This is a genomic window from Flavobacterium sp. ZE23DGlu08 (assembly GCF_030505335.1).
Classification (GTDB): domain Bacteria; phylum Bacteroidota; class Bacteroidia; order Flavobacteriales; family Flavobacteriaceae; genus Flavobacterium; species Flavobacterium algoritolerans.
On sequence record NZ_CP130045.1, the window covers coordinates 3,709,113 to 3,732,095 of the forward strand.

The 22,983-nt window shown below is 35.7% G+C and carries 20 protein-coding genes and 1 pseudogene; 16 read left to right on the forward strand and 5 right to left on the reverse strand.

Annotated features, from left to right (window positions below):
- The first annotated feature begins 23 nt into the window (after window positions 1-23).
- The 6 genes from Q1W72_RS16175 to Q1W72_RS16200 all read left to right on the forward strand — a co-directional run bounded on the left by Q1W72_RS16175 (window position 24) and on the right by Q1W72_RS16200 (window position 8,127).
- Window positions 24-1,505, forward strand: a complete 1,482-nt coding sequence (locus Q1W72_RS16175) for a RagB/SusD family nutrient uptake outer membrane protein (protein WP_302136430.1) — start codon at window positions 24-26, stop codon at window positions 1,503-1,505.
- A gap of 315 nt (window positions 1,506-1,820) precedes the next feature.
- Window positions 1,821-2,885 (forward strand): glycoside hydrolase family 130 protein, encoded by a 1,065-nt coding sequence (locus Q1W72_RS16180; protein ID WP_302136431.1) that lies wholly within the window; start codon window positions 1,821-1,823, stop codon window positions 2,883-2,885.
- A complete protein-coding gene (locus Q1W72_RS16185; RefSeq protein WP_302136433.1) occupies window positions 2,878-4,170 on the forward strand; it encodes an MFS transporter in 1,293 nt (430 codons plus the stop codon). The genes Q1W72_RS16180 and Q1W72_RS16185 overlap by 8 nt, the downstream gene beginning before the upstream one ends.
- 19 nt (window positions 4,171-4,189) lie before the next feature.
- On the forward strand, window positions 4,190-5,917 hold the full coding sequence (locus Q1W72_RS16190) for a hypothetical protein (protein WP_302136435.1): 1,728 nt from the start codon (window positions 4,190-4,192) through the stop codon (window positions 5,915-5,917).
- Window positions 5,918-5,929: 12 nt separating this feature from the next.
- On the forward strand, window positions 5,930-7,558 hold the full coding sequence (locus Q1W72_RS16195) for an alpha-glucosidase (RefSeq protein ID WP_302136437.1): 1,629 nt from the start codon (window positions 5,930-5,932) through the stop codon (window positions 7,556-7,558).
- Window positions 7,559-7,611: 53 nt separating this feature from the next.
- The gene (locus Q1W72_RS16200) at window positions 7,612-8,127 is read left to right on the forward strand and encodes a phosphoheptose isomerase (protein ID WP_302136439.1); all 516 of its coding nucleotides are present in this window, start codon (window positions 7,612-7,614) and stop codon (window positions 8,125-8,127) included.
- Between the two features lie 449 nt (window positions 8,128-8,576).
- Here the strand turns inward: Q1W72_RS16200 and Q1W72_RS16205 are convergent, their stop codons facing one another.
- From Q1W72_RS16205 to Q1W72_RS16225, 5 genes are all read right to left on the reverse strand, one after another.
- Window positions 8,577-9,014, reverse strand: a complete 438-nt coding sequence (locus tag Q1W72_RS16205; RefSeq protein WP_367881686.1) for an ATP-binding protein — start codon at window positions 9,012-9,014, stop codon at window positions 8,577-8,579.
- Window positions 9,015-9,185: 171 nt separating this feature from the next.
- Window positions 9,186-9,335 (reverse strand): hypothetical protein, encoded by a 150-nt coding sequence (locus Q1W72_RS16210; protein ID WP_302136442.1) that lies wholly within the window; start codon window positions 9,333-9,335, stop codon window positions 9,186-9,188.
- Between the two features lie 536 nt (window positions 9,336-9,871).
- The gene (locus Q1W72_RS16215; RefSeq protein ID WP_302136444.1) at window positions 9,872-10,324 is read right to left on the reverse strand and encodes a hypothetical protein; all 453 of its coding nucleotides are present in this window, start codon (window positions 10,322-10,324) and stop codon (window positions 9,872-9,874) included.
- Window positions 10,325-10,329: 5 nt separating this feature from the next.
- Entirely contained in the window at window positions 10,330-10,467 is a 138-nt protein-coding gene (locus Q1W72_RS16220) for a hypothetical protein (protein WP_302136446.1), read from the reverse strand.
- Window positions 10,452-10,730 (reverse strand): hypothetical protein, encoded by a 279-nt coding sequence (locus Q1W72_RS16225; protein ID WP_302136448.1) that lies wholly within the window; start codon window positions 10,728-10,730, stop codon window positions 10,452-10,454. The genes Q1W72_RS16220 and Q1W72_RS16225 overlap by 16 nt, the downstream gene beginning before the upstream one ends.
- Before the next feature lie 164 nt (window positions 10,731-10,894).
- On the opposite strand from Q1W72_RS16225, the pseudogene Q1W72_RS16230 reads away from it, so the two are divergent.
- From Q1W72_RS16230 to Q1W72_RS16275, 10 genes and pseudogenes are all read left to right on the forward strand, one after another.
- Window positions 10,895-11,305: pseudogene (locus tag Q1W72_RS16230) on the forward strand (6-phosphogluconolactonase).
- 491 nt (window positions 11,306-11,796) lie between these two features.
- Entirely contained in the window at window positions 11,797-12,324 is a 528-nt protein-coding gene (locus Q1W72_RS16235; protein ID WP_302136450.1) for a DUF4402 domain-containing protein, read from the forward strand.
- A 111-nt stretch (window positions 12,325-12,435) separates the two neighbouring features.
- Window positions 12,436-12,906 (forward strand): DUF4402 domain-containing protein, encoded by a 471-nt coding sequence (locus tag Q1W72_RS16240; protein ID WP_302136452.1) that lies wholly within the window; start codon window positions 12,436-12,438, stop codon window positions 12,904-12,906.
- A 94-nt stretch (window positions 12,907-13,000) separates the two neighbouring features.
- The gene (locus tag Q1W72_RS16245; protein WP_302136454.1) at window positions 13,001-13,819 is read left to right on the forward strand and encodes a molecular chaperone; all 819 of its coding nucleotides are present in this window, start codon (window positions 13,001-13,003) and stop codon (window positions 13,817-13,819) included.
- A gap of 141 nt (window positions 13,820-13,960) precedes the next feature.
- On the forward strand, window positions 13,961-18,928 hold the full coding sequence (locus Q1W72_RS16250) for a carboxypeptidase-like regulatory domain-containing protein (protein WP_302136456.1): 4,968 nt from the start codon (window positions 13,961-13,963) through the stop codon (window positions 18,926-18,928).
- Window positions 18,929-19,438: 510 nt separating this feature from the next.
- Complete coding sequence (locus Q1W72_RS16255; protein WP_302136458.1) at window positions 19,439-20,200, forward strand: LytTR family DNA-binding domain-containing protein; 762 nt, start codon at window positions 19,439-19,441, stop codon at window positions 20,198-20,200.
- Between the two features lie 50 nt (window positions 20,201-20,250).
- Window positions 20,251-20,502, forward strand: a complete 252-nt coding sequence (locus Q1W72_RS16260; protein ID WP_302136460.1) for a hypothetical protein — start codon at window positions 20,251-20,253, stop codon at window positions 20,500-20,502.
- The gene (locus Q1W72_RS16265) at window positions 20,499-20,774 is read left to right on the forward strand and encodes a hypothetical protein (RefSeq protein ID WP_302136462.1); all 276 of its coding nucleotides are present in this window, start codon (window positions 20,499-20,501) and stop codon (window positions 20,772-20,774) included. Before Q1W72_RS16260 ends, Q1W72_RS16265 begins: the two co-directional genes overlap by 4 nt.
- A gap of 140 nt (window positions 20,775-20,914) precedes the next feature.
- Window positions 20,915-22,561, forward strand: a complete 1,647-nt coding sequence (locus Q1W72_RS16270; RefSeq protein ID WP_302136464.1) for a PAS domain-containing sensor histidine kinase — start codon at window positions 20,915-20,917, stop codon at window positions 22,559-22,561.
- On the forward strand, window positions 22,558-22,968 hold the full coding sequence (locus Q1W72_RS16275; RefSeq protein WP_302136466.1) for a response regulator: 411 nt from the start codon (window positions 22,558-22,560) through the stop codon (window positions 22,966-22,968). Before Q1W72_RS16270 ends, Q1W72_RS16275 begins: the two co-directional genes overlap by 4 nt.
- Window positions 22,969-22,983 lie beyond the last annotated feature (15 nt).

The following is a 22,983-nucleotide window of genomic DNA, read 5'->3' on the forward strand; positions in this document are numbered from 1 at the left end:
TAAGAAATTAAAAAATATAAATTATGAAAAATTTATTTAAAACGGGTATAGTTTTAGGTTTGCTGTCAATGGCAAGTTGCCAAGATGAGCTTACGCAAGAGCCTATTGGATTGACAACTTTGGAACAGGCCAATAGTACACCAACACTCAATACAGTTGAAACCGCGGTTGCCTCTTCGTATGAGCTACTCTCTAATCGATTGAATATTTTAGCACAATGGGATTGGGCCGGAGGTCTTGTATTTCAAAATGATTATATCATGCAGGATATCGCATCAGATGATATGGAGAAAAAATGGAATTCAGATGGGGATCAGGCCTGGATGGATGAAATTAATAACTTCACTTTTACATCAACTAATGGAGGCCCAAACGGATTGTGGAAATACAATTATGAAGGGATAAAAAGACTGAATATCGCGATTGAATTACTTACAAAAGCAGATATTGAAACTATTACAGGAATCAGTACTGCCAGAAAAAACCAATTGTTAGGTGAGGCCTATTTCCTTAGATCTAATTATTACTTTTCATTGGTAACTAATTTTGGAGATGTTCCTTTAATTTTAAGTCCTGTAAAAACCTACCAAGAAGCTTTTGAAGTTGCAGTTAGGACCGATAAAACATTAGTTTGGGATCAAATAAAGTCAGATTTAACTTTGGCTAAAGGATTGTTGCCAAACTCCAAATTTTCTTCTACCACTGAAAAATGGAGAGCATCAAAAGGCGCGGTGATTGCGCTTCAAGCAAAAGCAGCTTTATATACACAAAAGTGGTCAGAAGTAGTGACTCTGGTTGATGAATTAGCGTCATTGGGTTATAGTTTAAATGCTAATTATTTTGATAATTTCAATGCCTCTAAAGAATACGCAGAGAACGAAGTTATTTTTTCTTACGACCATCAATCAAATTCTAATCCGAGAAGAGGTAATGGGATTTGTGCTCCTTTAGGATGGGGTTTCTTTGCACCGAGTACCGATTTTTTAAATTCGTTTGAGCCAAATGACCCAAGAAAATTTTATACCGTTGATGTTGCAAATCAGAATATAAATAAAATGTTGGGAAGTGTGAACGGGGCCAATAAAGGAAATGATGATGCTTCTACTAACAAGGTTTATATGCGTTATGCGGATGCCTTACTTTGGAAAGCTGAAGCACTTAACGAAACTGGCAATTATTCTGGAGCGATTGCTATTATCAATCAAATAAGAGCCAGAGCAAGAACTTCGGTAACAGCTACAGGTGGAACAGCTCCAGTTGGGACTTTAATAGACAGACCAGCATCAACTGATAAAGCAACAGTAAAAGGTTGGTTAATTTCAGAAAGAAGAGCAGAACTTGGTTTTGAAAATCAAAGAATGATGGATTTAAAAAGATGGGGAATTGCAAAAGCAGTTATGACAGCCCACGGCAAAAATTTCCAAGACAAGCATATTTTGTATCCAATTCCTCAATCAGAAATTGATGCATCAGCTGGAACACTAACGCAAAATTCAGGATATTAATAAATAATTAAAGTGGTTTGGTTTAATTAATATCCCTTAAGAAGTAGCAGTTGCATATTAAAAATTGCTACTTCTTTATTTTTATATTTGAATTGGCATTAAAATAAAAAGTAAAATCAAAACTACTACTTACAATTTTAGAAATTTCAACAGGCTTATACCAACTTCATAAACCTCAAGGAAAAGGGGTTTTTTATTTAATTGTAAATGAATGCAATAGCATTGATTTTACAGGTTGAATTTTTAATAAACTATTCACTAACATATTCTTAGAATGAGTTCCTACTTTAAAAATAAAATAAAAAATAGAATAGCATGAAAGACATTGCAAAACGATTTGAACAGAACCCATTATTATCACCAAAAGATTTGCCTGCAAGCATAGAAGGGCTACAAGTTACCTGTTTGCTAAATCCGGGTGTCTTTCAATATAATGGAAAAACATGGTTATTGGTAAGGGTTGCTGAAAGACCAGAACAAAAAGAAGGCGTGATTTCTTTTCCGGTATTAACTGATAAAGGAACTACTGAAATTATTGAAATCGCTAAAGATGATTCGGAATTAGATGCCAGTGACGCTAGAATTATTAATTACAAAGGGGTAGATTATTTAACGACACTTTCACACCTGAGATTGTTATGCAGTGAAGATGGGATTAATTTTTATGAACCCGAAGATTATCCACTACTGGTAGGAGAGGGAATGCTAGAGACTTTTGGTATCGAAGACAGTAGAGTCGCTTTGATTGATGGTAAATATTATTTGAGCTTCACTTCTGTGTCAGATAATGGGGTAGGTGTTGGTTTACGTACTACCACTGATTGGAAAAATTTCGAAAAACACGGAATGATTATGCCTCCCCATAATAAGGATTGTGCCATTTTTGAAGAGAAGGTGAATGGAATGTATTATGCTTTGCATCGTCCAAGCAGTGTTGAGATAGGCGGAAATTATATTTGGATTGCTTCTTCTCCGGATGCGATTCATTGGGGAAATCACCAATGTATTATCAAAACAAGAAAAGGCCTTTGGGATAGTAAAAGAGTAGGTGCTGGTGCGGCTCCTATCAAAACGGAAAAAGGCTGGTTAGAAATTTACCATGGTGCTAATGAAAATCATCAATATTGTTTAGGTGCTTTTTTAATGGATTTGGAGGATCCTACTAAAGTTATTGCAAGAACAGAAGAACCTATTATGTTTCCTACGGCAGATTACGAATTGAGCGGTTTCTTCGGGAATGTAGTGTTTACAAATGGACACATCGTAGAACCTGACGGGGATACATTAACCATTTATTACGGTGCTTCAGATGAGTTTGTTTGTGGTGCAAAGTTTTCTATCAAAGACATTTATTCACTTTTAAAATTTGATTATGTTTAAAAAAATTAAAAATGAAATTGAACATTTTCAAAGTCAAACGCGAAATTTCCGCATCCTGATTTTTACCAATTTAGTTTACGCTTTAGTGTTGCCAGTTATTGATATTTTCGTGGCCGCTTACATCATGAGAAACTCAAATGATACTTCTAAAGTAGTTATTTATCAGTTGGCTATTTATACAGGCATACCGCTTACGTTTATATTAAATGGTTTTCTATTGAAACACTTCAATATTCGAAAACTATATTCTGCCGGAATGATGCTTAGTGGTGTGGCTATGATTGTCATGATGTCATTCGAGATATTAGATTTAACCGGAATTGGAATAGCGGGAATTATAATGGGAATGTCTTTTGGTTTGTATTGGTCTAATAGAGATTATTTGGCATTAGCGATTACAAATGACAAAAACCGTAATTATTACTATGGACTAGAGACTTTTATCTATACGATTATTGCCATCATTATTCCAGCAACAATAGGTTGGTTTATCCAATCAAAAACTGGTGATGCAGAGAAGCACGATGCTTATATTATCATCACAGGAATAGTTTTTCTTATCACGATTTTAGCTTCTGTAGTATGTTTCAGAGGTAAATTTGAAAACCCGGCTCAAAAGCAATATATCTTTTTTAAATTCCATCCGCTTTGGAATAAGTTACTGTCTTTGGCAACTTTCAAAGGTTTGGCACAAGGATTCTTGGTTACTGCTCCTGCAATGCTTATTTTTAAATTATTGGGTGAAGAAGGCGCATTGGGAAATGCACAATCTATTGGAGCAGTATTAGCGGCCATCATTATTTACCTGATTGGTCGTTTTTCTAAACCTTCTGACAGAATAAAGATATTTTCTGTAGGGCTTATTCTTTTTGCTCTTGGCGCTTGTCTAAATGGATTTTTATACAATCAGACAGGAGTAATTATATTTTTGTTGTTATTATTGATTGCGAAACCATTAATGGATTTAGCTTATTTTCCTATTCAGTTGAGAGTGATTGATATTGTTTCGCACATTGAAAAAAGAGGTGAGTTTACTTATATATTGAACCATGAAGCAGGTTTGTACGTTGGAAGACTTTTTGGTGCAGGAACATTTCTAGCATTATATTACAGCGTATCTGAAGATTTTGCTTTACGTTATGCGGTTGGAATTATTGCTCTATTGCAATTGTGTTCTATTTATATAAGCAAAAAAATCATCAAAGAAGGGAACAAACTATCTCCTGAGGTACCCGAAGAAATAGAGATGAAAGTCCTGGAAGATGTAGCTACCAAATTAGTTTAAACTTAAATCAAATTAAGACATGAATACTATTTTCAAAATTACTTTCGTCGGTGTGTTTTTTATTCTTTTTGGAATAAATGCAAATGCGCAGGTAAAACAACAAAAGATTGATCGTGTGGATCAAATGCCAAACTTGCCACAACCATTTCAAATCATTGATTATAAAAAACTGGCGGTCAGTTTTGATAGTACGGTGTATGATTTTAATGCCAAAGGCAAATATTGGCCAATGGTATGGATAGACAGTAGCAAAAAGAATTTTCCTCAGGACGTTGTGGGTTTGTATACCGCTGTGGCTGATGTACGACAAGGAACGAACAATAAAGGAATGTTTCATGAAGCTTTAGCCACGATAGGGGCCACATTAGGAGCGAGTTTGGTAGGAATTGACAAAACCAAGCAGCAAAATCTTAACTATGTAAGTATGCTGAAAAATTATTTCAATTCGGAAACGGGTTGGGATATTATGATGAATAACACGTGTCCGGAAGTTGCTTTATTAGGAGGCGGTTATGGACGTGACTGGTGGTATGATGTATATCCAAATCTTTTATTTTATGCCGTTTATGATAAATATCCGAATGAACCGGGTTTTGATGTCATCGCTAAAAGCATAGCCGAAAAATTCTTCAAGGCCGATTCTATTTTGAACGGGAATTATGATTATTCCTATTTTGATTATGGCAAAATGAAACCCATGAAAAATAATATCTGTGCACAACCCGATGCGGCCGCTGGTCATGCTTGGGTTTTGTATGCAGCGTATAAAAAGTTTGGTGATCCACGATATTTAAAAGGAGCAAAAAGCGCTTTATCCGCTTTACAGTCTCAACCAATAAATCCAACGTACGAATTATTAATGCCTTTTGGCGCTTATTTAGCAGCAAGAATAAATGCTGAAGAAGGAAAAGAGCAATACGACACGAATAAAATGTTAGGTTGGACCTTTGACGGAACTGCAATTTGTAGGGAAGGTTGGGGAGTATTGGTGGGTAACTGGAATGGTTTTGATATTTCAGGAACGGTTGGCAGTACAGTAGATCATGGCGGTTATGGCTTTTTGATGAATACTTATGATATGGCTTGGCCAATGGTTCCAATGGTTCGCTACAACCAATCGTATGCTACAGCTATCGGGAAATGGATGTTGAATGCCGCAAATGCATCCCGCTTTTTTTATCCGCAGCACATGCCGGATGAACATGAAACAATCTCTGAACTTGCTGAGGTAAGTAAAGGAGTAATTGGTTATGAAGGTATTATTAAACAATCCAGCTATAAGGAATATGAAAATTTAAAAGGACCGGTCGCTCAGGGAGATGGACCACTTTGGGTACTGGGTCAAAATCCCAAGGAGTCTCAGTTTAGTGTTTACGGCAGTGGACACGTAGGTATCTTTGGTAGTATTATTCGAGAAACAAATGTTGAAGGAATTTTGCAACTGAATTTGCTGGCTACTGATTTTTACAGTGATAAAGCCTATCCTTCTTTTTTATATTATAATCCTCATACAACTAAGAAAAAAGTTTCAATACAAACAGAACAAGGAAAAAAAGTGGATTTGTACAATACAGTTTCTGGACGTTTTGTTACCCGTAACGTTTCTTCTTCGGCTAAAATAAAGATTGCACCAGAAAGTGCAACGGTTATTGTTTGCGTTCCTTCAGGCGGTAAAATAACCTATGAAGGTTCTAAAATGTTGATTGATGGTATTGTGGTTGATTATAATTATCAACTGAAACGATAAAAGAATCTTGAGATGAAATCTAACTTAGTAATCATTACTTTACTTTCCTTTTTTATGTTTAATAGTAGTTCTGTGAAAGCACAAGACGATAAGAACTCCCAAAAATGGTGGAAAGAATCAGTATTTTATCAAATCTACATGCCCAGTTATGCAGATAGTAATAGAGATGGATACGGAGATTTTAAAGGCATGACCAGTAAGTTGGATTATTTGAAAGATTTAGGTATAAAAGGGATTTGGCTTACTCCATTTCTGACTTCTCCTAAAGTAGATAATGGCTATGATATTGCTAATTATTACGAAGTGGATCCCACTTACGGAAGTAAAGCAGATTTTGATGAATTTTTGAGCGAAGCCCATAAAAGAGGAATCAAAGTAATTATGGATATGGTTCTGAATCATACTTCTACGGAAAGTAAATGGTTTCAGGAATCAAAGAAATCACTTGACAATCCGTATCGTGATTATTATATATGGAAAGATAAACCTAACAATTGGGAATCTTTTTTTGGTGGTATAGCTTGGGAAAAAGACACGACGACTAATCAATATTATTATCACAAGTTTGATAAAAAAATGGCGGATCTCAACTGGTCCAATCCAAAAGTGGTCGCTGAGGTTCAAAAAATACTTCGTTTTTGGTTGGATGCTGGCGTCGATGGATTTCGATTGGATGTGATTAATTTTTTATCAACCGACGGAATTACAGCTGATAATCCAATTAAAGATGGTCAGCAACAGCATATCAACGATATTGATCAGGCTGGCGTGAAAAAGGCGATGCGAATAATAAAATCCACCGTCAGCGAATATGAGAGTCGTTTCATTGTTGGCGAAATAGGAAGCGACAAAATTGAAGTTTTAAAACAATACCAATCGCAGGATTTATTGGATGTAGTTTTTAATTTCAACTTTGGAAGCATTAAAACATTTTCTTCACAGCGTAGTTTTGAGGAGTTGCAAAGCATGGAAAAAAACATGAGCAATTATCCAACTCTATTTTTTGGAAGCCATGACATGCCTCGAATGATTGACAGATTAGCTGATGGGAATCCAGAAAGAGCTTTGGCTTTAGCAACTTTGATGCTTACCGCCAAAGGTGTTCCTTTTGTTTATTATGGCGAAGAAATCGGGATGCATAATATTATTTCCAACAACTTGGATGAAATGGTAGATATTCAGGGAAGAACTCATTATCAATTGGCTTTGGCCAAAGGTAAAAGTCCAGATGAGGCTCTTATGGAGGGGAATGAACACAATCGTGATAAATCTAGAAGTCCGATGCAGTGGAATGGAAATGCTTTTGCCGGCTTTTCAACAGAGAAAACTTGGATTAAATTCAATTCGAATTATAAGAGAGTCAATGTTCAGCATTTAATGAATAAAGAAAATTCAATTCTTAACGGTTACAAAAAACTGATTGCCTTAAGAAATAATGAAAAAGTGTTACAATATGGAACCTACGATAGATTGGAATACAACGACAATCAAATTTTGTTTACCCGATCTTTTGAAGGTGATAAAATAACTGTGGTACTAAATTTTGGCACAGCAAAGAAAATTAGTATTCCAAAAGGAGCAAAAATCCTAATGGGAAACCCGAAATTAAAACTAAACGATTTTATTATTTACAGAAACTAGCATTGGCAAAAAAACATCAATCGAATATTTTTTACTTTTTTAAAACAATACAAATGAATCTTAACATACCTAATACTTTAGAAAAAAGTGCTGTTTTTGAACAAATTGCAGCAGCTTTGAAACAAGAAAATTTTACCGTTATAAAACAAGATGAAACCCGTCCTTGGGGAGGATTTTTTGTAATTGACGAAAGTCAAGCCGCTGCTTTTGCGGCTAAATTTTTCCCTCATTTAGCAATGGATTCGATTAGAATTACAAATAAGTTAAGTCCGAAGATTCTTGTGGTGGCTCCAACTAAACGGTTGTCGTGGCAATTTCACCATCGCAGAGCAGAAATATGGAAGATACTTTCAGGAGTTGTTTGCGTGAAAACTAGTCTCACTAATGAAGAAGGTGAAATTCAGGAACTGCAACCAGGTACTTTTAGACAAATGGATAAAGGAGAACGTCATCGACTAGTAGGATTAGATTCATGGGGAATAGTGGCTGAAATTTGGCAGCACACTGATCCTGAAAATCCTTCTGATGAAGATGATATCGTTCGTCTGCAAGATGATTTTGGCAGATAAATATGAATATATTTTGTATTTAACTATTTCAGAAGTTAAAAAGTTTAAATACTAAACTATCTTACAGTAAATGAAACTTTTTTTATTCCTTAGGTATATTACAGAGGGTTTTTATATGTATGGATGATTGTTAACTTTTTTCTGTTTTTTCCTTTTTAGAGTAAATAGAATAAACTGGATATGAAAATAAAACCTGCAGTATAAATTAATTTACATTTTTGTAATTAATTTGATTGTTAAATTCTTCATTAGTTTCATAATTCAAAGCAGAATGTCTCCTTTTTCTGTTGTACCAAATTTCAATGTATTGCAGCAAATTTCAGTGATATTGACCACCCAATTCCAATTTAAAGTGACCACCTAATTCCAATTCAAAATGACCACCTCCATTTTTTATTAAGAACTACTCTTTTTCATCTGTTAATTAGTATTCAAATATAATTAAAATATTACCCTTTATTTATCCCTCTTTTCTTTTTCATAGATTCTCCATGTAATTCGAGTCGGTGGGACTGATGTATAAGCCTGTCCAAAATTGCATCAGCTATAGTTTTTTCGCCAATTATATCATACCAACCTTGTACTGGGATTTGTGATATCACAAGTATATAACCTTTATTATGTCTGTCTTCAATGATCTCTAAAAGGGTAATTCGATTGTGACTATCTAATGCTTGGAGTCCAAAATCGTCTAGTATAATGACGTCTTGCCTTTCAATTTTGGCAAGTTTTCGCGGGTAAGAACCATCTACTTTGGCCATTTTTAATTTAGCAAACAACTTCGAAGTATTAAAATAGCTCACTTTAAAACCATGTGTGCAGGCTTGATAACCCGTTGCAGTGCCTAAATAGCTTTTGCCTACACCAGCAATTCCTTTGATTAAGATGTTTTTTTTTTACAAATTCACATTCTGCCAGACTCAGCACCATGTTGCGATCTAGATTACAGGTTTGGTTAAAATTGATACTTTCAATATTTGACTTGTAATGGAATCAGGCATTGGTTATACTGCGCTGAATACGACGATTGTGTCTTTCATCCCATTCCGCATCAATAATCATCGATACAAACTGATCAAGTGTGTAATGGTCAGTTTTCCGCTTTCAATGGCTTTTTTAAAAGCATTATAAATGCCATAAAGCTTCATTTGTTTCATTTTTGTTACTGCGGATTGCTTCGCCTGTTCGCTTACGCTCGGGTCATTCATGTTTTCAAGATTTAATTTAGTTATAATATTGTTTTCCTCTGATGTTTACGTGACTAGGGAGTTCCTGCTCGGGTTCTTGCTCAAAATCAATATGCTCTAAGTTGTTTTCTAAAATATTCTGTATGGTCTTAAAATTGTAAATTCTAAAATCAAGTGCCCGTTTACAGGCATTTATTAATAGCTGCTTACCAACCTTTTTTTCGAAGTTTAGTATTCCTAAACAACTTTTATAAGCCTGTTCAGGATGGTTTCTGTTTTCGATTGTATTTATAATAGATCTCGGTTGATTTGGTATACAAGAGTTTCGCTTTTATCTTTACATATTGATGCGGAACACTGTAGTAATTTTTGTCCAGACTTAATTGAACATGCCCGTTTTGCATTACCGTTGCAACGGATTGGTATTTGATTTCATAGCGTTCTTGTGGTAGTGGACGCAGTTTCTGTTTCTCATCCTCTAAAAATAATTCTTTTCGAGAGTACGGACGTCCAGTGAGTTTTCGGCTATTATGAGCACCTAATAAATCCCATATCTGCTAGTTTAATTCTTCAAGGCTAAAGAATTTGTTTTTTTTTAAGTTTACATAAATCCTTCTGTACAATATCTTAACAGCTCCTTCAAATAATGACTTATCTCTTGGTTTATAAGCCCTGGTTGGCAAGATTATAGTTTCATAATGTTCCGCTAAATCGGCCATGGTTTCATTAATTGTCGGCTCAAAACGACTGCTTTTTATTACTGCGGATTTTAAATTATCCGAGACAATTACCTCAGGATTGCATTCAAAAAAATGCATGGCATTTTTTACCGAAGTGACAAAATCTTCCTTTTTCTGGCTCATGAAGGCTTCGGAATACGTGTATTGACTGGCTCCAAATATGGCCACAAAAAATTGTACTTCTTTGATTTCTCCAGTGTGGTTATCAATAATAGAGAGTGTTTTTCCGGCATAATCCACATACATTTTATCACCGACTTTGTGATTCATATGCATTACTGGATTGACGCGTTTACTCCATACTTTGTAATGATGAGTAAATTGCGAACTCCTGTAACCATCAGATTTATGGCAATATATTGTTGCCACTTATGTTGTATGGTAACGCCAACTTTTTTTAGTTCACGTTCCATTTTAGGAAAAAAATTATGGAGTGCCTGCAATTTGGGACTAATGGATTCCAAGTAGTCTGTGAAAACAAAAGTTCTAGTTCAGCATCTGTTTTTTTATCAATTAATTCAAAGCTTAATCCGAGAACTTCAAATAAAGAAATATACTTCTTTACCGTATTCCTGGAAAGGGATAAGTAGCTACTTATAAGTAACTTACTTTTTCCATCAAAATAGAATTTAATTACTTTTCTAATTTTACTCATGTCTGTTATTTTGTTTGCCATAATCCGTATTTTTTAACGAATGTATGGTTCTAACAACATGAAAAAGTCAGTAGTTTTTAATAATCAATTTACCCCGAAATTAGGTGGTCAATTTACACTGGAAAGTGGTGTTCAATTTAACCGGTTTTTCCTCCAAAGGGTAATATATTTCCAATGTATAAAGAATGTATAAAGACGGCATCACACCTGAAGATTATGTACAAAAATATGAACAATCCATTAAAAATATTATTGGAGCGGATGGACAATTAGACCTTATTTTATTAGGAATGGATGATGATGGCCATACAGCTTTACTATTCCCTGGTGAAGACGTTCTTCAAGAAATCGACAAACAGGTAGCAGCCTAATATCTGGAGTCTGAGAATATGTATCGCATTACCCTGACGGCGCCTATAATTAATAAAGCCAGTGAGATCGTAGTGGTCACTTTCGGAGAAAATAAAGCGTATGCCCTAAATGAAGTTTTATATGGGGTTTATAACGCACGGAAATATCCTATGCAGTTAATCAAAGCATTGGATGGAAATCTGCTGTTCCTGACCGATCAGGTCGCTATAGGTACAAACCCATAATTACAGATTCAGTACCATACTGTAAAAATATTCCTTTAACTCCATCTATATTTCTTCTTTAGCACGGAGTTAGATACCTGATATACTCAGACTGGATAAGCAGTAAACAAAGTGCCATTATTTCTTAAGCTCTTAAATCCTGTCTGTTGTCAATCCAAAACATTAGGGTGCCACTTTTACTCTTTTTCAATTCTTTCGAATAATGACGCTTAACTGATGCTGTCACCGTTTCCTTAGCGTTAAAATAATTCTTGTTCTTTCCTCAATACACTGATTTAGTTGACAATTTTATAACGAATAATTCAAATTTAAAGCCTTATATCTATTAAAATACAATTTAGTAAATCCTTCCATGCTTATATCTATGTTTTCAATAAATTAATGCAGTTACCACTTATTCCAGTTACGTTGCAGTTATTACTTCTTGTTTTATATTTAAAAAGGTTGCCTTTACATTTGTACAATATTTAACCCCCAAATCCTTTTCTACTATGAAAAAAATTAACTCAATTATTGCAATCGTAACCTTATCGATTGCCTTTTCAGCAACTGCTTCAGCACAAGTAACTGCAAACGCTCCTACAACGGCTACTATTGTGGCTCCAATTACGATTACTAAAAATGTGGATATGAATTTTGGAAACGTGGCAGTTTCAAGTACTGCAGGGACTGTGCTTATGAATGCTTCAGCTACCCCAGCAAGAACTGCTTCTGGTGGTGTTACTTTACCAACAACAGCGACAGGAACGCCTACTGCAGCTAAATTTACTGTAGGAGGAGAGGGTGTATACACGTATGCGATTACGTTGCCTTCGACTGGTCTCACACTTGATGAAGCTGGAGTTGGAACTGCAACCATGACTGTTAGTACTTTTACCAGCACACCTTCTACAACCGGTACTTTAACAGCGGGTTCACAAATTGTGTACGTTGGGGCAACACTTAACGTTGGAGCTTCACAAGTTGCTGGTTTGTACGAAAACACTACAGGTTTTGCTGTGACAGTAAATTATAACTAATACTACTAAAATAAAGGGTGCTTCTAATTTTAGAGTGCCCTTTTTTTATCGTTTTTTACTGTTGCTGTCCCTGGTAAAACCCAAAGCGGAATCAATGAAACAAGGACTCCCATGAAAGAGAAAATTTTACTGCTGTTACTGTTTTTTTTACCCTTTACAGGTTCTTTAATGGCGCAGGTTCCCATCTCCATTTCGAAAAACACAGACATGAATTTTGGTACTATAGCGGCTTCATCTGGTGGTACAGTTGTATTGTCTCCTTCAGGATCAAGAACTGCATCCGGCGGATTAATCCTGCCCTCCTTTATCGGAACGGTTAGTGTGGCTCAATTTACAGTAACTGGTGAGCCTCGTTATACCTATGCAATCACTTTACCTGCTTATTTCACGCTCTATGAATCTGGAGTTGGTCCTGCAACTATGGTTGTTACTGCTTTTACCAGTACTCCTTCTTTTACCGGTACTTTATCAGGCGGTACAGAAACCATTCTTGTTGGCGCAACGCTAAATGTTTCAGGTTCTCAAACCGCAGGTTCCTATACCAATGCTGCCGGTTTTGAAGTGACTGTAAACTATAATTAGTCGTATGAAAAGGGCGTTTTGTATCCTTATTTTTACCTCTTTAAACTTTGCTTTCAATACTAATATTGAAAGCTAATAAAATGAATGACTTGCCATGAAAGAGAAAATTATACTGCTGTTACTGTTGTTTTTACCCTTTGCAGGTCCCTTAATGGCGCAAGGGGATTTGATGATTTTTCCAAAACGCATCGTTTTTGAAGGAATTCAAAACAGGACACAAAATATTAACCTGTCCAATGTTGGGAAAGATACCGCCACTTATAAACTGTCGTACAGCGAGATAAAAATGGATCAGGACGGAAAATTTATTGCTATTGAAGAGCCCGAAACAGACCAGCATTTTGCCTCTCCTTATTTGCGGTTTTACCCCCGCATGGTTACGCTTGCTCCTAATGAATCGCAAACCGTAAAAATACAGCTCATCAAAACTGATGAACTGCAACAAGGGGAATACCGTTCCCATCTTTATTTCCGTGCCGTGCCTAAAAACAAGGTTTTAGAGAAAGAAGATCCCGCCCATAAACCGGAAGGCCTGAGCATCAGTATAACCCCTGTTTTTGGAATTTCGATTGCCAATGTCATTACCATAGGAGAATCTACCACAGCGGTGACACTTTCTAATTTGGTAGTGGAACGATCTGAAGACGGCATCACTCTGTCTCTGGATTTTAACCGCAACGGCAACAGGTCTTGTTATGGCGACATACAGGTCAACCATATTTCTGCTGCAGGAATTACCACCAGCGCAGCCAGCGTAAAAGGTTTTGCCGTGTACACCCCGGGAATTCTACGCCGAACCAAAATGAAATTGAGTACGGTCCAAAAGACAGATTATACTAAAGGCCAGCTTCAGGTCATCTATTCCGCTCAAGACAAAGGCAAGAAATATGCTGAGGCGACCCTACGTTTATAACACCCTAAAATACAGCACTGATGTATTCCTTAATGGCACGTTTATTTATTTTACTGCCCCCAAAAGCTGTTCTAGGAATAGACTCTTTAACTTCTGCTGCCTGTCTTGTTAAAGACAGTGTATGGCTTGTTAATCCTTATAATGGATAAGTTTATCCAAAAAAAACAGTTTCCGCTTAGCCAGTGGACTTCTTTCATTGGACTTCTTACGCAAAAGTCCGGCGCCCTTTTATATCTATTCATTATCCTATTGGCAAGTGTGTATTCTCCTGCCAGCGCGCAAGAACGCGACTGCGATGAAGTACTGGTATCGCTTCAGGTGAAATACATCGGTAGTACTGAGCTGCCTTCGATAATCTGTGGCGAACAAGTGTATCTTTCGGTTCCCGATGTTTTTGCTTTTTTACAAATCAAAAACACTACTAATACTGCTTTCAGCATCATAGAAGGTTTTTTTATCCAACCCAACAACACTTTCAAAATTGATGAAACTGTCGGCCAAATAACTTATCAAGGACGAGTAATTCCGCTGAAACATGGCGATTTAATCCGCACCACTACCAATTTGTTTTTGAAAGCGTCCTATTTTACTACGGTTTTTGAACTCGAAAATAACTTTAGCTTTAGAAATTTGTCTGTTTCGATGTCCTCAAAACTGGAACTTCCTGCCATCAAAGCAGCACGCACCGCACAACTGCGCGCTAATATCAATAAAATCAAAAACGAATTTACCGCCGATACCACCATTGTCAGGGACAAACTCCTGTTTCATTTTGGAACAGCTGACTATGCCGTGAATACTATCCAACAGACTAATGGCGCTCATTCGGAGAGACTGCTTTTAAATTTGGGAGGCATGCTTGCTGGTGGAGAACTTACCAGCGCACTGAACTTTAGCAGCAACCAGCCTTTTTCAATAAAAAACCAATATTACCGTTGGCGGTATGTCAACGACAACAATAAAAACATCAGCCAGATCACTCTGGGAAAAATAGGTGCGTCATCAACGGCCACTATTTTGTATCCGATTACCGGTGGGCAAATCACTAATGCACCTACTCAAATCAGAAAATCTTTCGGCACCTACGCCTTAAGCGATCACACCCAGCCCGACTGGATGGTGGAACTGTATATCAACAATGTTTTAGTCGATTACGTAAAAGCGGATGCTAACGGTTTTTTTACTTTTAATGTACCGCTGATTTATGGTCGCACCGAAATTTCGCTGCGCTATTATGGCCCATGGGGAGAAGAACAGGTTAGTGGTAAACAATTTGTGATTCCGTTTCAATTTCTTCCCAAAAAAGAACTGGAATACAATGCAAGTTTTGGATTAATTGAAGATGGCAGGAACAGTCTTTTTACGAATGCTAAAGTAAACTATGGACTTTCTGAACGCATCACGATAGGAGGCGGCGTGGAATACGTTTCATCTTTAGCAAACCATAAAATCATCACTTTTGTAAATTCATCGATTCGGGTGGCACCTCAATTTTTTATTTCGGGAGGCTATTATCCGAACCTAATGTACAATGGGAAACTGAACTATACGGCCGCAAATAATCTGCGGTTGGAGATGGATTATGCCAAATATGACAAAACCCAGCAGGCCGTGCGTTTCAATTATTCCGAAATGCGCAAGGCAACGCTGTCCTTCCCGATACGAACGGCTCATTTTTCGGGTAATTCCCGATTGTCCGTCCAGCAGAATTTATTCAATACCACTAAGTTCATCACTTCCGAGCTTTTATTGTCCGGAACGGCCTATGGTTTGAATTTTAATTTCACCACCAATTCCTTTTTCACCCCCACCGGCAAACCGTTAATATTCAGCAACCTGTCCTCTTCAGTCCGGCTCCCAAAAGGCTTTGTTTTAATCCCTCAGGCTCGATACGAATACGATGGGGACGGCATCACTTCATTAAGAGCCGAAGTAAAAAAACAAGTTTTCAAAAAAGGCTTTGTTCAGGCTTCTTTTGATCAGAATTTTAAGACCAACAGCAGTTACCTGCAAATAGGTTTCCGATATGATTTACAGACTAAAAGTGTTGGTTTTTTAAGCAGTTTTGCCAAAAATCAAGCTTCATTTTCTCAGTCGGCCAACGGCAGCCTTATTTATGAGCCCAAAGCAGATTTTATCGATTTTAACAATAAAATCAATGTAGGAAGGGCAAGCATGAAATTCATACCTTTTTTAGATACCAACAACAATGGAAAACGAGAGCCGAATGAAACTCTCGTAATAGGCATACAGATTATATTGAATGGTGGCGGCAAACAGATTAACTCCAAAGACGGCACCACTATAATTACCGGATTAGAACCCTACATAAAAAATCATGTCGAACTCAACACTGACAGGATCAACAACATTGCGTGGCGGGTAATCAACAAAAAATTAAATATTACGCTAAACCCCAATCAATTAAAAACAATTGAAATCCCTGTTGTTGTAGTGGGAGAAGTAGGCGGAACGGTGAACAGAAATGAAAATGGAAAACACATTGGAACCGGAGGTTTAAAAATCAATATTTATGATACGGATAATGTTCTTACCACCATCATTCTTTCGGAACCCGACGGGTATTTTAGTTTTCTGGGTTTAAAATCAGGAAAGTATTCCGCAAAAATAGATTCGCTGCAATTACAAAAATTAGAGATGAAGGCCCAACCCGCTATCGCAGCTTTTGAAATTGACAACGGAGTGGATGGAGACCTTGTGGACAATCTTGAATTTGTACTGCATAAAGGAAAAATTGAAAAATCGGATACTGAAACGATTCCATTGAATAATGCAGGTAAAACAGCCGTTGTTGCCATTTCTGAAATAACAACTGATCCATTAGAGCATAGCGAAGAAGTCGTTTATAGCGTGCAACTGCTGTCATCCAAAAAACAACTTCCGTTAAACCATCCTTGGTTCAAAAACAAAAAAGACATAGTTGAATATGAACATTCTGGCGATTATAAATATAATTGGGGCTCTAGTAACTCTCGCACTGAAGCCAACAAAATTAAAAATAAGTTGCGTTCAGAAGGCTATCATGATGCTTTTGTCGTATGTTTTTATGACCACAAAAGGATCAGTAGCCAAGAAGCCAAAGCAATAGAAAAAAAGAATGCCGCTATTCAGTTCGCAGCCACTTCTCCAAAATCAGAACACGCAATTTCAGAATCTAATACATCCGTTACCGATTCAAATACAGCAGAAGAAGATGAAAGCAGTCCCGAAGATGGATTAATTTTCAAGACCCAACTTCTAGCTTCAAAAAAGAAAGTGGCCTTATCTGATTCGTTTTTCAAAGGTTTGAAGGAAGTTAAAGAATACCTGCATAACGGATTGTACAAATATACTATGGGCACAAATAAATCGATGAAAGAAGCGAAGAAGGATAAAAACAAGTTGCGTTCCCAGGGATTCTCTGGTGCATTTGTAGTGCCTTTTAATGACAATAAAAGAATAAGCACCCGAGAATCCAAAACAATTATTAAAAAGAAAGCGATTGTTCCGTTAGTAACAATTTCTCAAGAATTACAACCTGTGATTTCCATTCCATACACTCCCATTACCACTGAAAGTAAGCAAGAATTCTATGGAAACAGTGCAGAAGATGGATTAATCTTCAAGACCCAGATTTTGGCTTCCAAAAAGAAATTGGCAGTAACTGATCCGATTTTTAAAGGGTTGAAAGGCGTTAAAGAGTATCTGCACAAAAAATGGTATAAATACACGATCGGTATCAATAAATCATTAGCAAAAGCGAACAAGATTAAAAACAAACTGCGTTCCCAAGGGTTCTACGGGACTTTTGTGGTACCTTTTTATAACAATAAGAGGACAAGCATACAAGAAGCCGATGTGATCAACAAAAAAAATGCAACTGATTTGTTAGAAGCTGCTTTTCAAAAATTACAATTAGATCTTTCCACCACTACTTCCATTAACGATGCAAGTGCTGAAGACCTGTCAGGAAACAGTCCCGAAGAAGGATTAATTTTCAAAAACCAACTTTTGGCTTCAAAAAAGAAAGTGGCGTTAACTGATCTAGTTTTCAAAGGTTTGAAAGGGGTTAAAGAGTATAAACATAAGGGAATGTATAAATACACAACGGGTACCAGTAAATCGATAGCGGAAGCATACGAGATTAAAAACAAGCTACGTTATCAGGGGTTTTCTAACGCTTTTGTAGTGCCTTTTTATAATGATGAACGAATAAACTCCGGTAAAATTAGTGGAGTAGTGTTTTTCAAAGCTAAAAATTTAGATGGGATTGCTGGTATAAAAGTACTTATCTATGACTCCAACAATACTATAATCACTGCTACCCTTTCAGAAGCTGATGGAACTTTCACCGTTCTGGGCTTAAAGCCGGGAGATTACACCGCCAAATTAGACAGTGAACAATTGGAAAAAGCACAAATAATACCAACAGTACTGGTTCAAAAATTCAGTATTGCCAATGATAATGTTAAGGCTAAATTGAAATTTATTTTGGAAGCAAAAAACAATAAAAACCAACAGCCAGGTGAAACAGCTACCAGCAACAAAATAACTTCCCAAAAAGGTTTGGTTTTCAAGGTTCAGATAATGGCTTCGAAACATAGGAAATATTTTCTAAATTCCTCGTTTAAAGCTTTAAAAGGAATTGAAATGTATGAACACGAAGGTTGGTACAAATACACTTGGGGAGAAGCCAATACTCTTGAAGAAATAAGAAAAATAAAAAGAGATCTTCAGGAGCTCGGATTTAAAAAAGCTTTTATAGTTCCTTTTTATAATGAGTTGAGAATGGATTTACAAGAAGCTACAGGAGAAGTTTCCCTGAAAATAAATGGTGATTTATACGAGCTTGGAGGCATTAAAATAAATATTTATGATGACAACAATATATTTGTCACCTCTTTGCTTTCAAAATCCGATGGTCATTTTAGTTTTCTTGGATTACGTCCGGGAAATTACAGCGCAGCTTTAGATCAAACTCAATTGGATTATTTGAAAATGACTTCTGATAGTGATTATTTCCAATTCACTATTGGCAAGGATAGTGATGGAGACGTTGCTAAGCAAATAGAATTCATACTGTATCCAAAAGCGTCAAATTCAAAATAAACCACGGACTTTAAATCCATAGATTAGGTTTAGCAGACTTAAAGTTTGCGGGGTTTTTAACCACGTATTTGCCCCGAAGGAATTAGTAAAAATTCGTGACCGATGCGAACAATGTACAAAATTAAGAAATAATCGCTATGCTTTTTTCATTCCGCCGAAGGACCAATAAATCCTTTATTTAATTACATTGTCAGCGAAACGGCCTTTAAAACATAAAAGGATTAAATAGGACAATAATGAAATAGTAATTATCGAAAATGACCGTACCGATTTGGAGTGAATTAAAATCAATACAAGTATAACAAAGGGTACTTTATTTCACTTATACCAATATACACCCATTTATTACTTTTTAATGTATAATAAAGGATATAATGACCGTATAATGAATTAATCTATTATATTACAATTTTAAAAATTAACAGTTATTGTATACGTAAATAATTAGTAATTAATAATTTATAGTATTAATTTAACATAAGAACCTATATAATTCCAAATTTCTATTCTATGATGCCTATTAATTCAATAATTATAAGCAAAGAAAAAAATACTTTACAAATTTTAAAGAAATTTGAAGAGGATAATGGTATGATTATGAAAATAATTAGTGATACTGGCTCTATAACCGACGGAATCGCTATAATAAAATCAACAAAACCGGATCTTATTTTCTTAGATATTCTGTTTAAGGACGATCTTTTTTTTGAAATGCTAGAACAATTAGAATTTAACATCCCAAAATTGGTGTTTATCTCTGAAAAGGGAAATTATGCGGTAAAAGCATTTAAGCAAAATGCAATCGATTTTATCTTAAAACCAATTGATTTTAATGCTATTATTTTGGCTGTTTACAAAGTAATCAAAATAATTGAAATGGAGCGTTCTTATCAGAATCAAAAAATTAATAGCCTGAATATTATGAACTCTTTTAATCAAAGTAATGAATATGTGGCCGTTTCCTCCGTAGATAAAATTGAACTGATCCACATGTCGGAAATAATTTTTTGTAAAGCAGAAGGAAAATACACTAATTTTTTTCTCCTTAATGGTAAAAAAGCAATGTCCAGTAGAAATTTAGGAGAATACAGCAACCTTCTGGACAGCAATTATTTTTTCAGAATACATCATTCTTACATTATTAATCTTCGGCATATTATAAAAATTTCAAAAAAAGATGGTTATTTCTGTGAATTATCAAACGGGCTGATTTTACTGGTGGCCAAAAGACGACAGGATGATTTTAACAAATTTATAAAACTGAAAGAGTAATATAACCGATTCAAAATTTTGATTTTTTCTCCCAATATCTAATAATTCCTATGAAAACTAAAACAGTAATTGTCGAACACGATCCCGCTTATATTGAATTGATTCAACACGAATTAAAAAAAGAGAATATCAATTATATATCAGAAACAGTGAAGACCGAAAATAAATATAAAAAGACACTTTATAATTTCAAACCATTTAGCATCCTTTCAAATTATACTTTTTCCTTATTTGAGGGAGCTACTGCATTTAAGTTAAAGAAAAAACTTCACAATTTAACCACTAAAGTGAACAGCGTATGAAAAAGTCTATATCAAGCACAAAAACAACTAATGCAATTGAAAAAAGATTAGATTGTCCTTTAAATAGCAACTATTCTATAACATACGAAACTCCTAAGAAAAAAAAAATAGAAAAAGCACCCAAAATAGAAAAAGAGTGGTTTTATGATTTGTTTTTGCAAGCTCCTTCATGCATAGGAATTTTAAAGGGACCCAACCATGTGTATGAATTAGTTAATGATTTATATTTACAGTTAATAGAAAAAAAAAGGATATCATTGGCAAGACCGTAAAAGAAGTTTCGCCGGAACTGGAAGCGCAGGGAATTTTTGATTTTTTAGATACGGTCTATAAAACAGGTAAGACATTCTCAGCCAATGAGATGCTGATTAAATTTGATTTCCACGGAAACGGAAAATTGGTAGACATCTATTTGAATATCATCTACCATGCGCATAGAGATAAGGAAGGCAATATTGACAGCATTTTTTTCTTTGCCAATGATGTAACGGAGCAGGTGGTGTCACGCAAAAAAATTGAGGAAAGTGAAAATCGCTATGAAGAACTTTTTCAAAATTTACCCCTGGCAACCTATTTCTGCGATGCAGAAGGACATATAATAAAATACAATATAGCAGCGAAGGCCTTATGGGGCATAGAACCGGAAATAGGAAAAGATAAGTGGAGCGGATCCTCTACTATTTATGATAAGGAGGATAATCAAATTCCATTTAATACATGTCCAATGGCAGTAGCACTAAAGGAAGGCAAAGTAATAGCTGGCGAGGAAATAATTATCGAACGTCACAATGGGGAAAAGCGAAATGTGGCATCATACCCAATCCCTTTTATTGATGTTGGAGGTCAGATAACAGGAGCTGTTAATGTGCTGACTGATATTACCGAAAATAAAGTGGCACTGCAAGCCCTTAAGGAAAGTGAATCCAAATTAAAAGAAGCTCAAGCAATTGCACATCTTGGAAATTGGGAACTCAATTTTGAAACAGGAATAGCTTTATGGTCCGATGAAACATGCCGTATTTATAGACTTTCACCAGAAGACAACAAACATTTCTTTTCTGACTGGATATCTTTTATCCATCCTGACGATTTGGATAATGTAATAGCAATAGTTAATGAATCTCAAAGAACATTAAGCAATTGCGTTTTAAAAAATCGAATTCTTTTGAAAGATGGGACAATAAAGCACATCCATTCAGAATGCAGGTTTAAATTTGACCAAAACGGAAAACTGATCAGTTTATTCGGTATAGCACATGATGTAACCGAAATAAAATTGGCCAGATTACAACTCGAACAGCAAAATAAAGTACTTGCTTTTCAAAACGAGGAAAAAGAAAACCGTACAATAGAATTATCCATTGCCAACAAAGAACTCATCAAAAGAAATACAGAACTGGACCGTTTTGTCTACAGCGTATCTCACGATTTGCGTTCCCCGCTTACCTCCATTCTTGGGCTGATTTCTTTTATTGAAGAAGAAAGCCAAGAAGCAGATACCCTTGAACATATACTTATGATTCGCAATAGTATTAACCGCTTGGATGAATTTATTAAAAATATCCTCAGCTATTCTCGAAATAACCGCACGGAGCTGGAAATAGAAAAAATTTCGTTACAGAATACGGCGATTGACATTGTGGATTCACTTCAAAGTATGGAAGAGGCGAAAGGAATTCATTTCGAAATTGACATCAAGGAAAAGGATCCATTTTATTCCGATAAATTGCGCTTTAATACCATACTTGAAAATCTTATTTCCAATGCTATAAAATACCATGAGGAAGACGAATCAGACAGATATATAAAAATAACGGGGCAATCAGACCCTGAAAAACTGCAGTTCAGTATAGCCGATAACGGTATTGGGATAGCGCCAATACATCACTCTAAAATATTTGATATGTTTTTTCGCCTATCAAGTAACAAAGATGGATCTGGCATTGGGTTATATATTGTAAAGGATACGGTTGAAAGATTGCAGGGCACCATTCAGATTCATTCGGAAGAAGGCGTTGGAACTACATTTAGTATTACATTAAAAAATTTTAAAAAATGAAAGACGAATTAAACTCGAAATTTGAAAGAGTAATGATTATCGATAATAATAGCATAGACCTTTATATTTCATCACGAATGATTACCAAAAACAATTTTGGAAAAAAAGTATTAGAGTATTCGGCAGCAAAAGAAGCGCTAAAATATTTGCAGGACAATCAGGATAACATTCCCGTGCTACCGCAGATAATTTTTATCGATATATATATGCCTGAGATGTCGGGTTTCGACTTTTTAAGGGAATATGATACGCTATCATTTGCTTTAAAAAACCATTGCAGGGTATTCATTATTTCATCAACAATTAATGATGATGATATAGCCCGCGCTCGCATTGATAAAAACGTAGTCGCCTTTCGAGTTAAACCCATTATAAAAGAATTCCTGGATCGTATTATTGCGCATTAAAATTCTATTAACAAT

Excerpts from the sequence above, each read along its gene's own strand:
- Q1W72_RS16225 (WP_302136448.1), bottom strand. The coding sequence starts at position 10,730 with ATGGCAAACAAAATAACAGACATGAGTAAAATTAGAAAAGTAATTAAA.
- Q1W72_RS16180 (WP_302136431.1), top strand. The coding sequence starts at position 1,821 with ATGAAAGACATTGCAAAACGATTTGAACAGAACCCATTATTATCACCA.
- Q1W72_RS16185 (WP_302136433.1), top strand. The coding sequence starts at position 2,878 with ATGTTTAAAAAAATTAAAAATGAAATTGAACATTTTCAAAGTCAAACG.
- Q1W72_RS16250 (WP_302136456.1), top strand. The coding sequence starts at position 13,961 with ATGGATAAGTTTATCCAAAAAAAACAGTTTCCGCTTAGCCAGTGGACT.
- Q1W72_RS16255 (WP_302136458.1), top strand. The coding sequence starts at position 19,439 with ATGATGCCTATTAATTCAATAATTATAAGCAAAGAAAAAAATACTTTA.
- Q1W72_RS16210 (WP_302136442.1), bottom strand. The coding sequence starts at position 9,335 with ATGAATGACCCGAGCGTAAGCGAACAGGCGAAGCAATCCGCAGTAACA.
- Q1W72_RS16235 (WP_302136450.1), top strand. The coding sequence starts at position 11,797 with ATGAAAAAAATTAACTCAATTATTGCAATCGTAACCTTATCGATTGCC.
- Q1W72_RS16240 (WP_302136452.1), top strand. The coding sequence starts at position 12,436 with ATGAAAGAGAAAATTTTACTGCTGTTACTGTTTTTTTTACCCTTTACA.
- Q1W72_RS16245 (WP_302136454.1), top strand. The coding sequence starts at position 13,001 with ATGAAAGAGAAAATTATACTGCTGTTACTGTTGTTTTTACCCTTTGCA.
- Q1W72_RS16195 (WP_302136437.1), top strand. The coding sequence starts at position 5,930 with ATGAAATCTAACTTAGTAATCATTACTTTACTTTCCTTTTTTATGTTT.
- Q1W72_RS16265 (WP_302136462.1), top strand. The coding sequence starts at position 20,499 with ATGAAAAAGTCTATATCAAGCACAAAAACAACTAATGCAATTGAAAAA.
- Q1W72_RS16260 (WP_302136460.1), top strand. The coding sequence starts at position 20,251 with ATGAAAACTAAAACAGTAATTGTCGAACACGATCCCGCTTATATTGAA.
- Q1W72_RS16275 (WP_302136466.1), top strand. The coding sequence starts at position 22,558 with ATGAAAGACGAATTAAACTCGAAATTTGAAAGAGTAATGATTATCGAT.
- Q1W72_RS16190 (WP_302136435.1), top strand. The coding sequence starts at position 4,190 with ATGAATACTATTTTCAAAATTACTTTCGTCGGTGTGTTTTTTATTCTT.
- Q1W72_RS16200 (WP_302136439.1), top strand. The coding sequence starts at position 7,612 with ATGAATCTTAACATACCTAATACTTTAGAAAAAAGTGCTGTTTTTGAA.
- Q1W72_RS16175 (WP_302136430.1), top strand. The coding sequence starts at position 24 with ATGAAAAATTTATTTAAAACGGGTATAGTTTTAGGTTTGCTGTCAATG.
- Q1W72_RS16220 (WP_302136446.1), bottom strand. The coding sequence starts at position 10,467 with ATGGAACGTGAACTAAAAAAAGTTGGCGTTACCATACAACATAAGTGG.
- Q1W72_RS16215 (WP_302136444.1), bottom strand. The coding sequence starts at position 10,324 with ATGAATCACAAAGTCGGTGATAAAATGTATGTGGATTATGCCGGAAAA.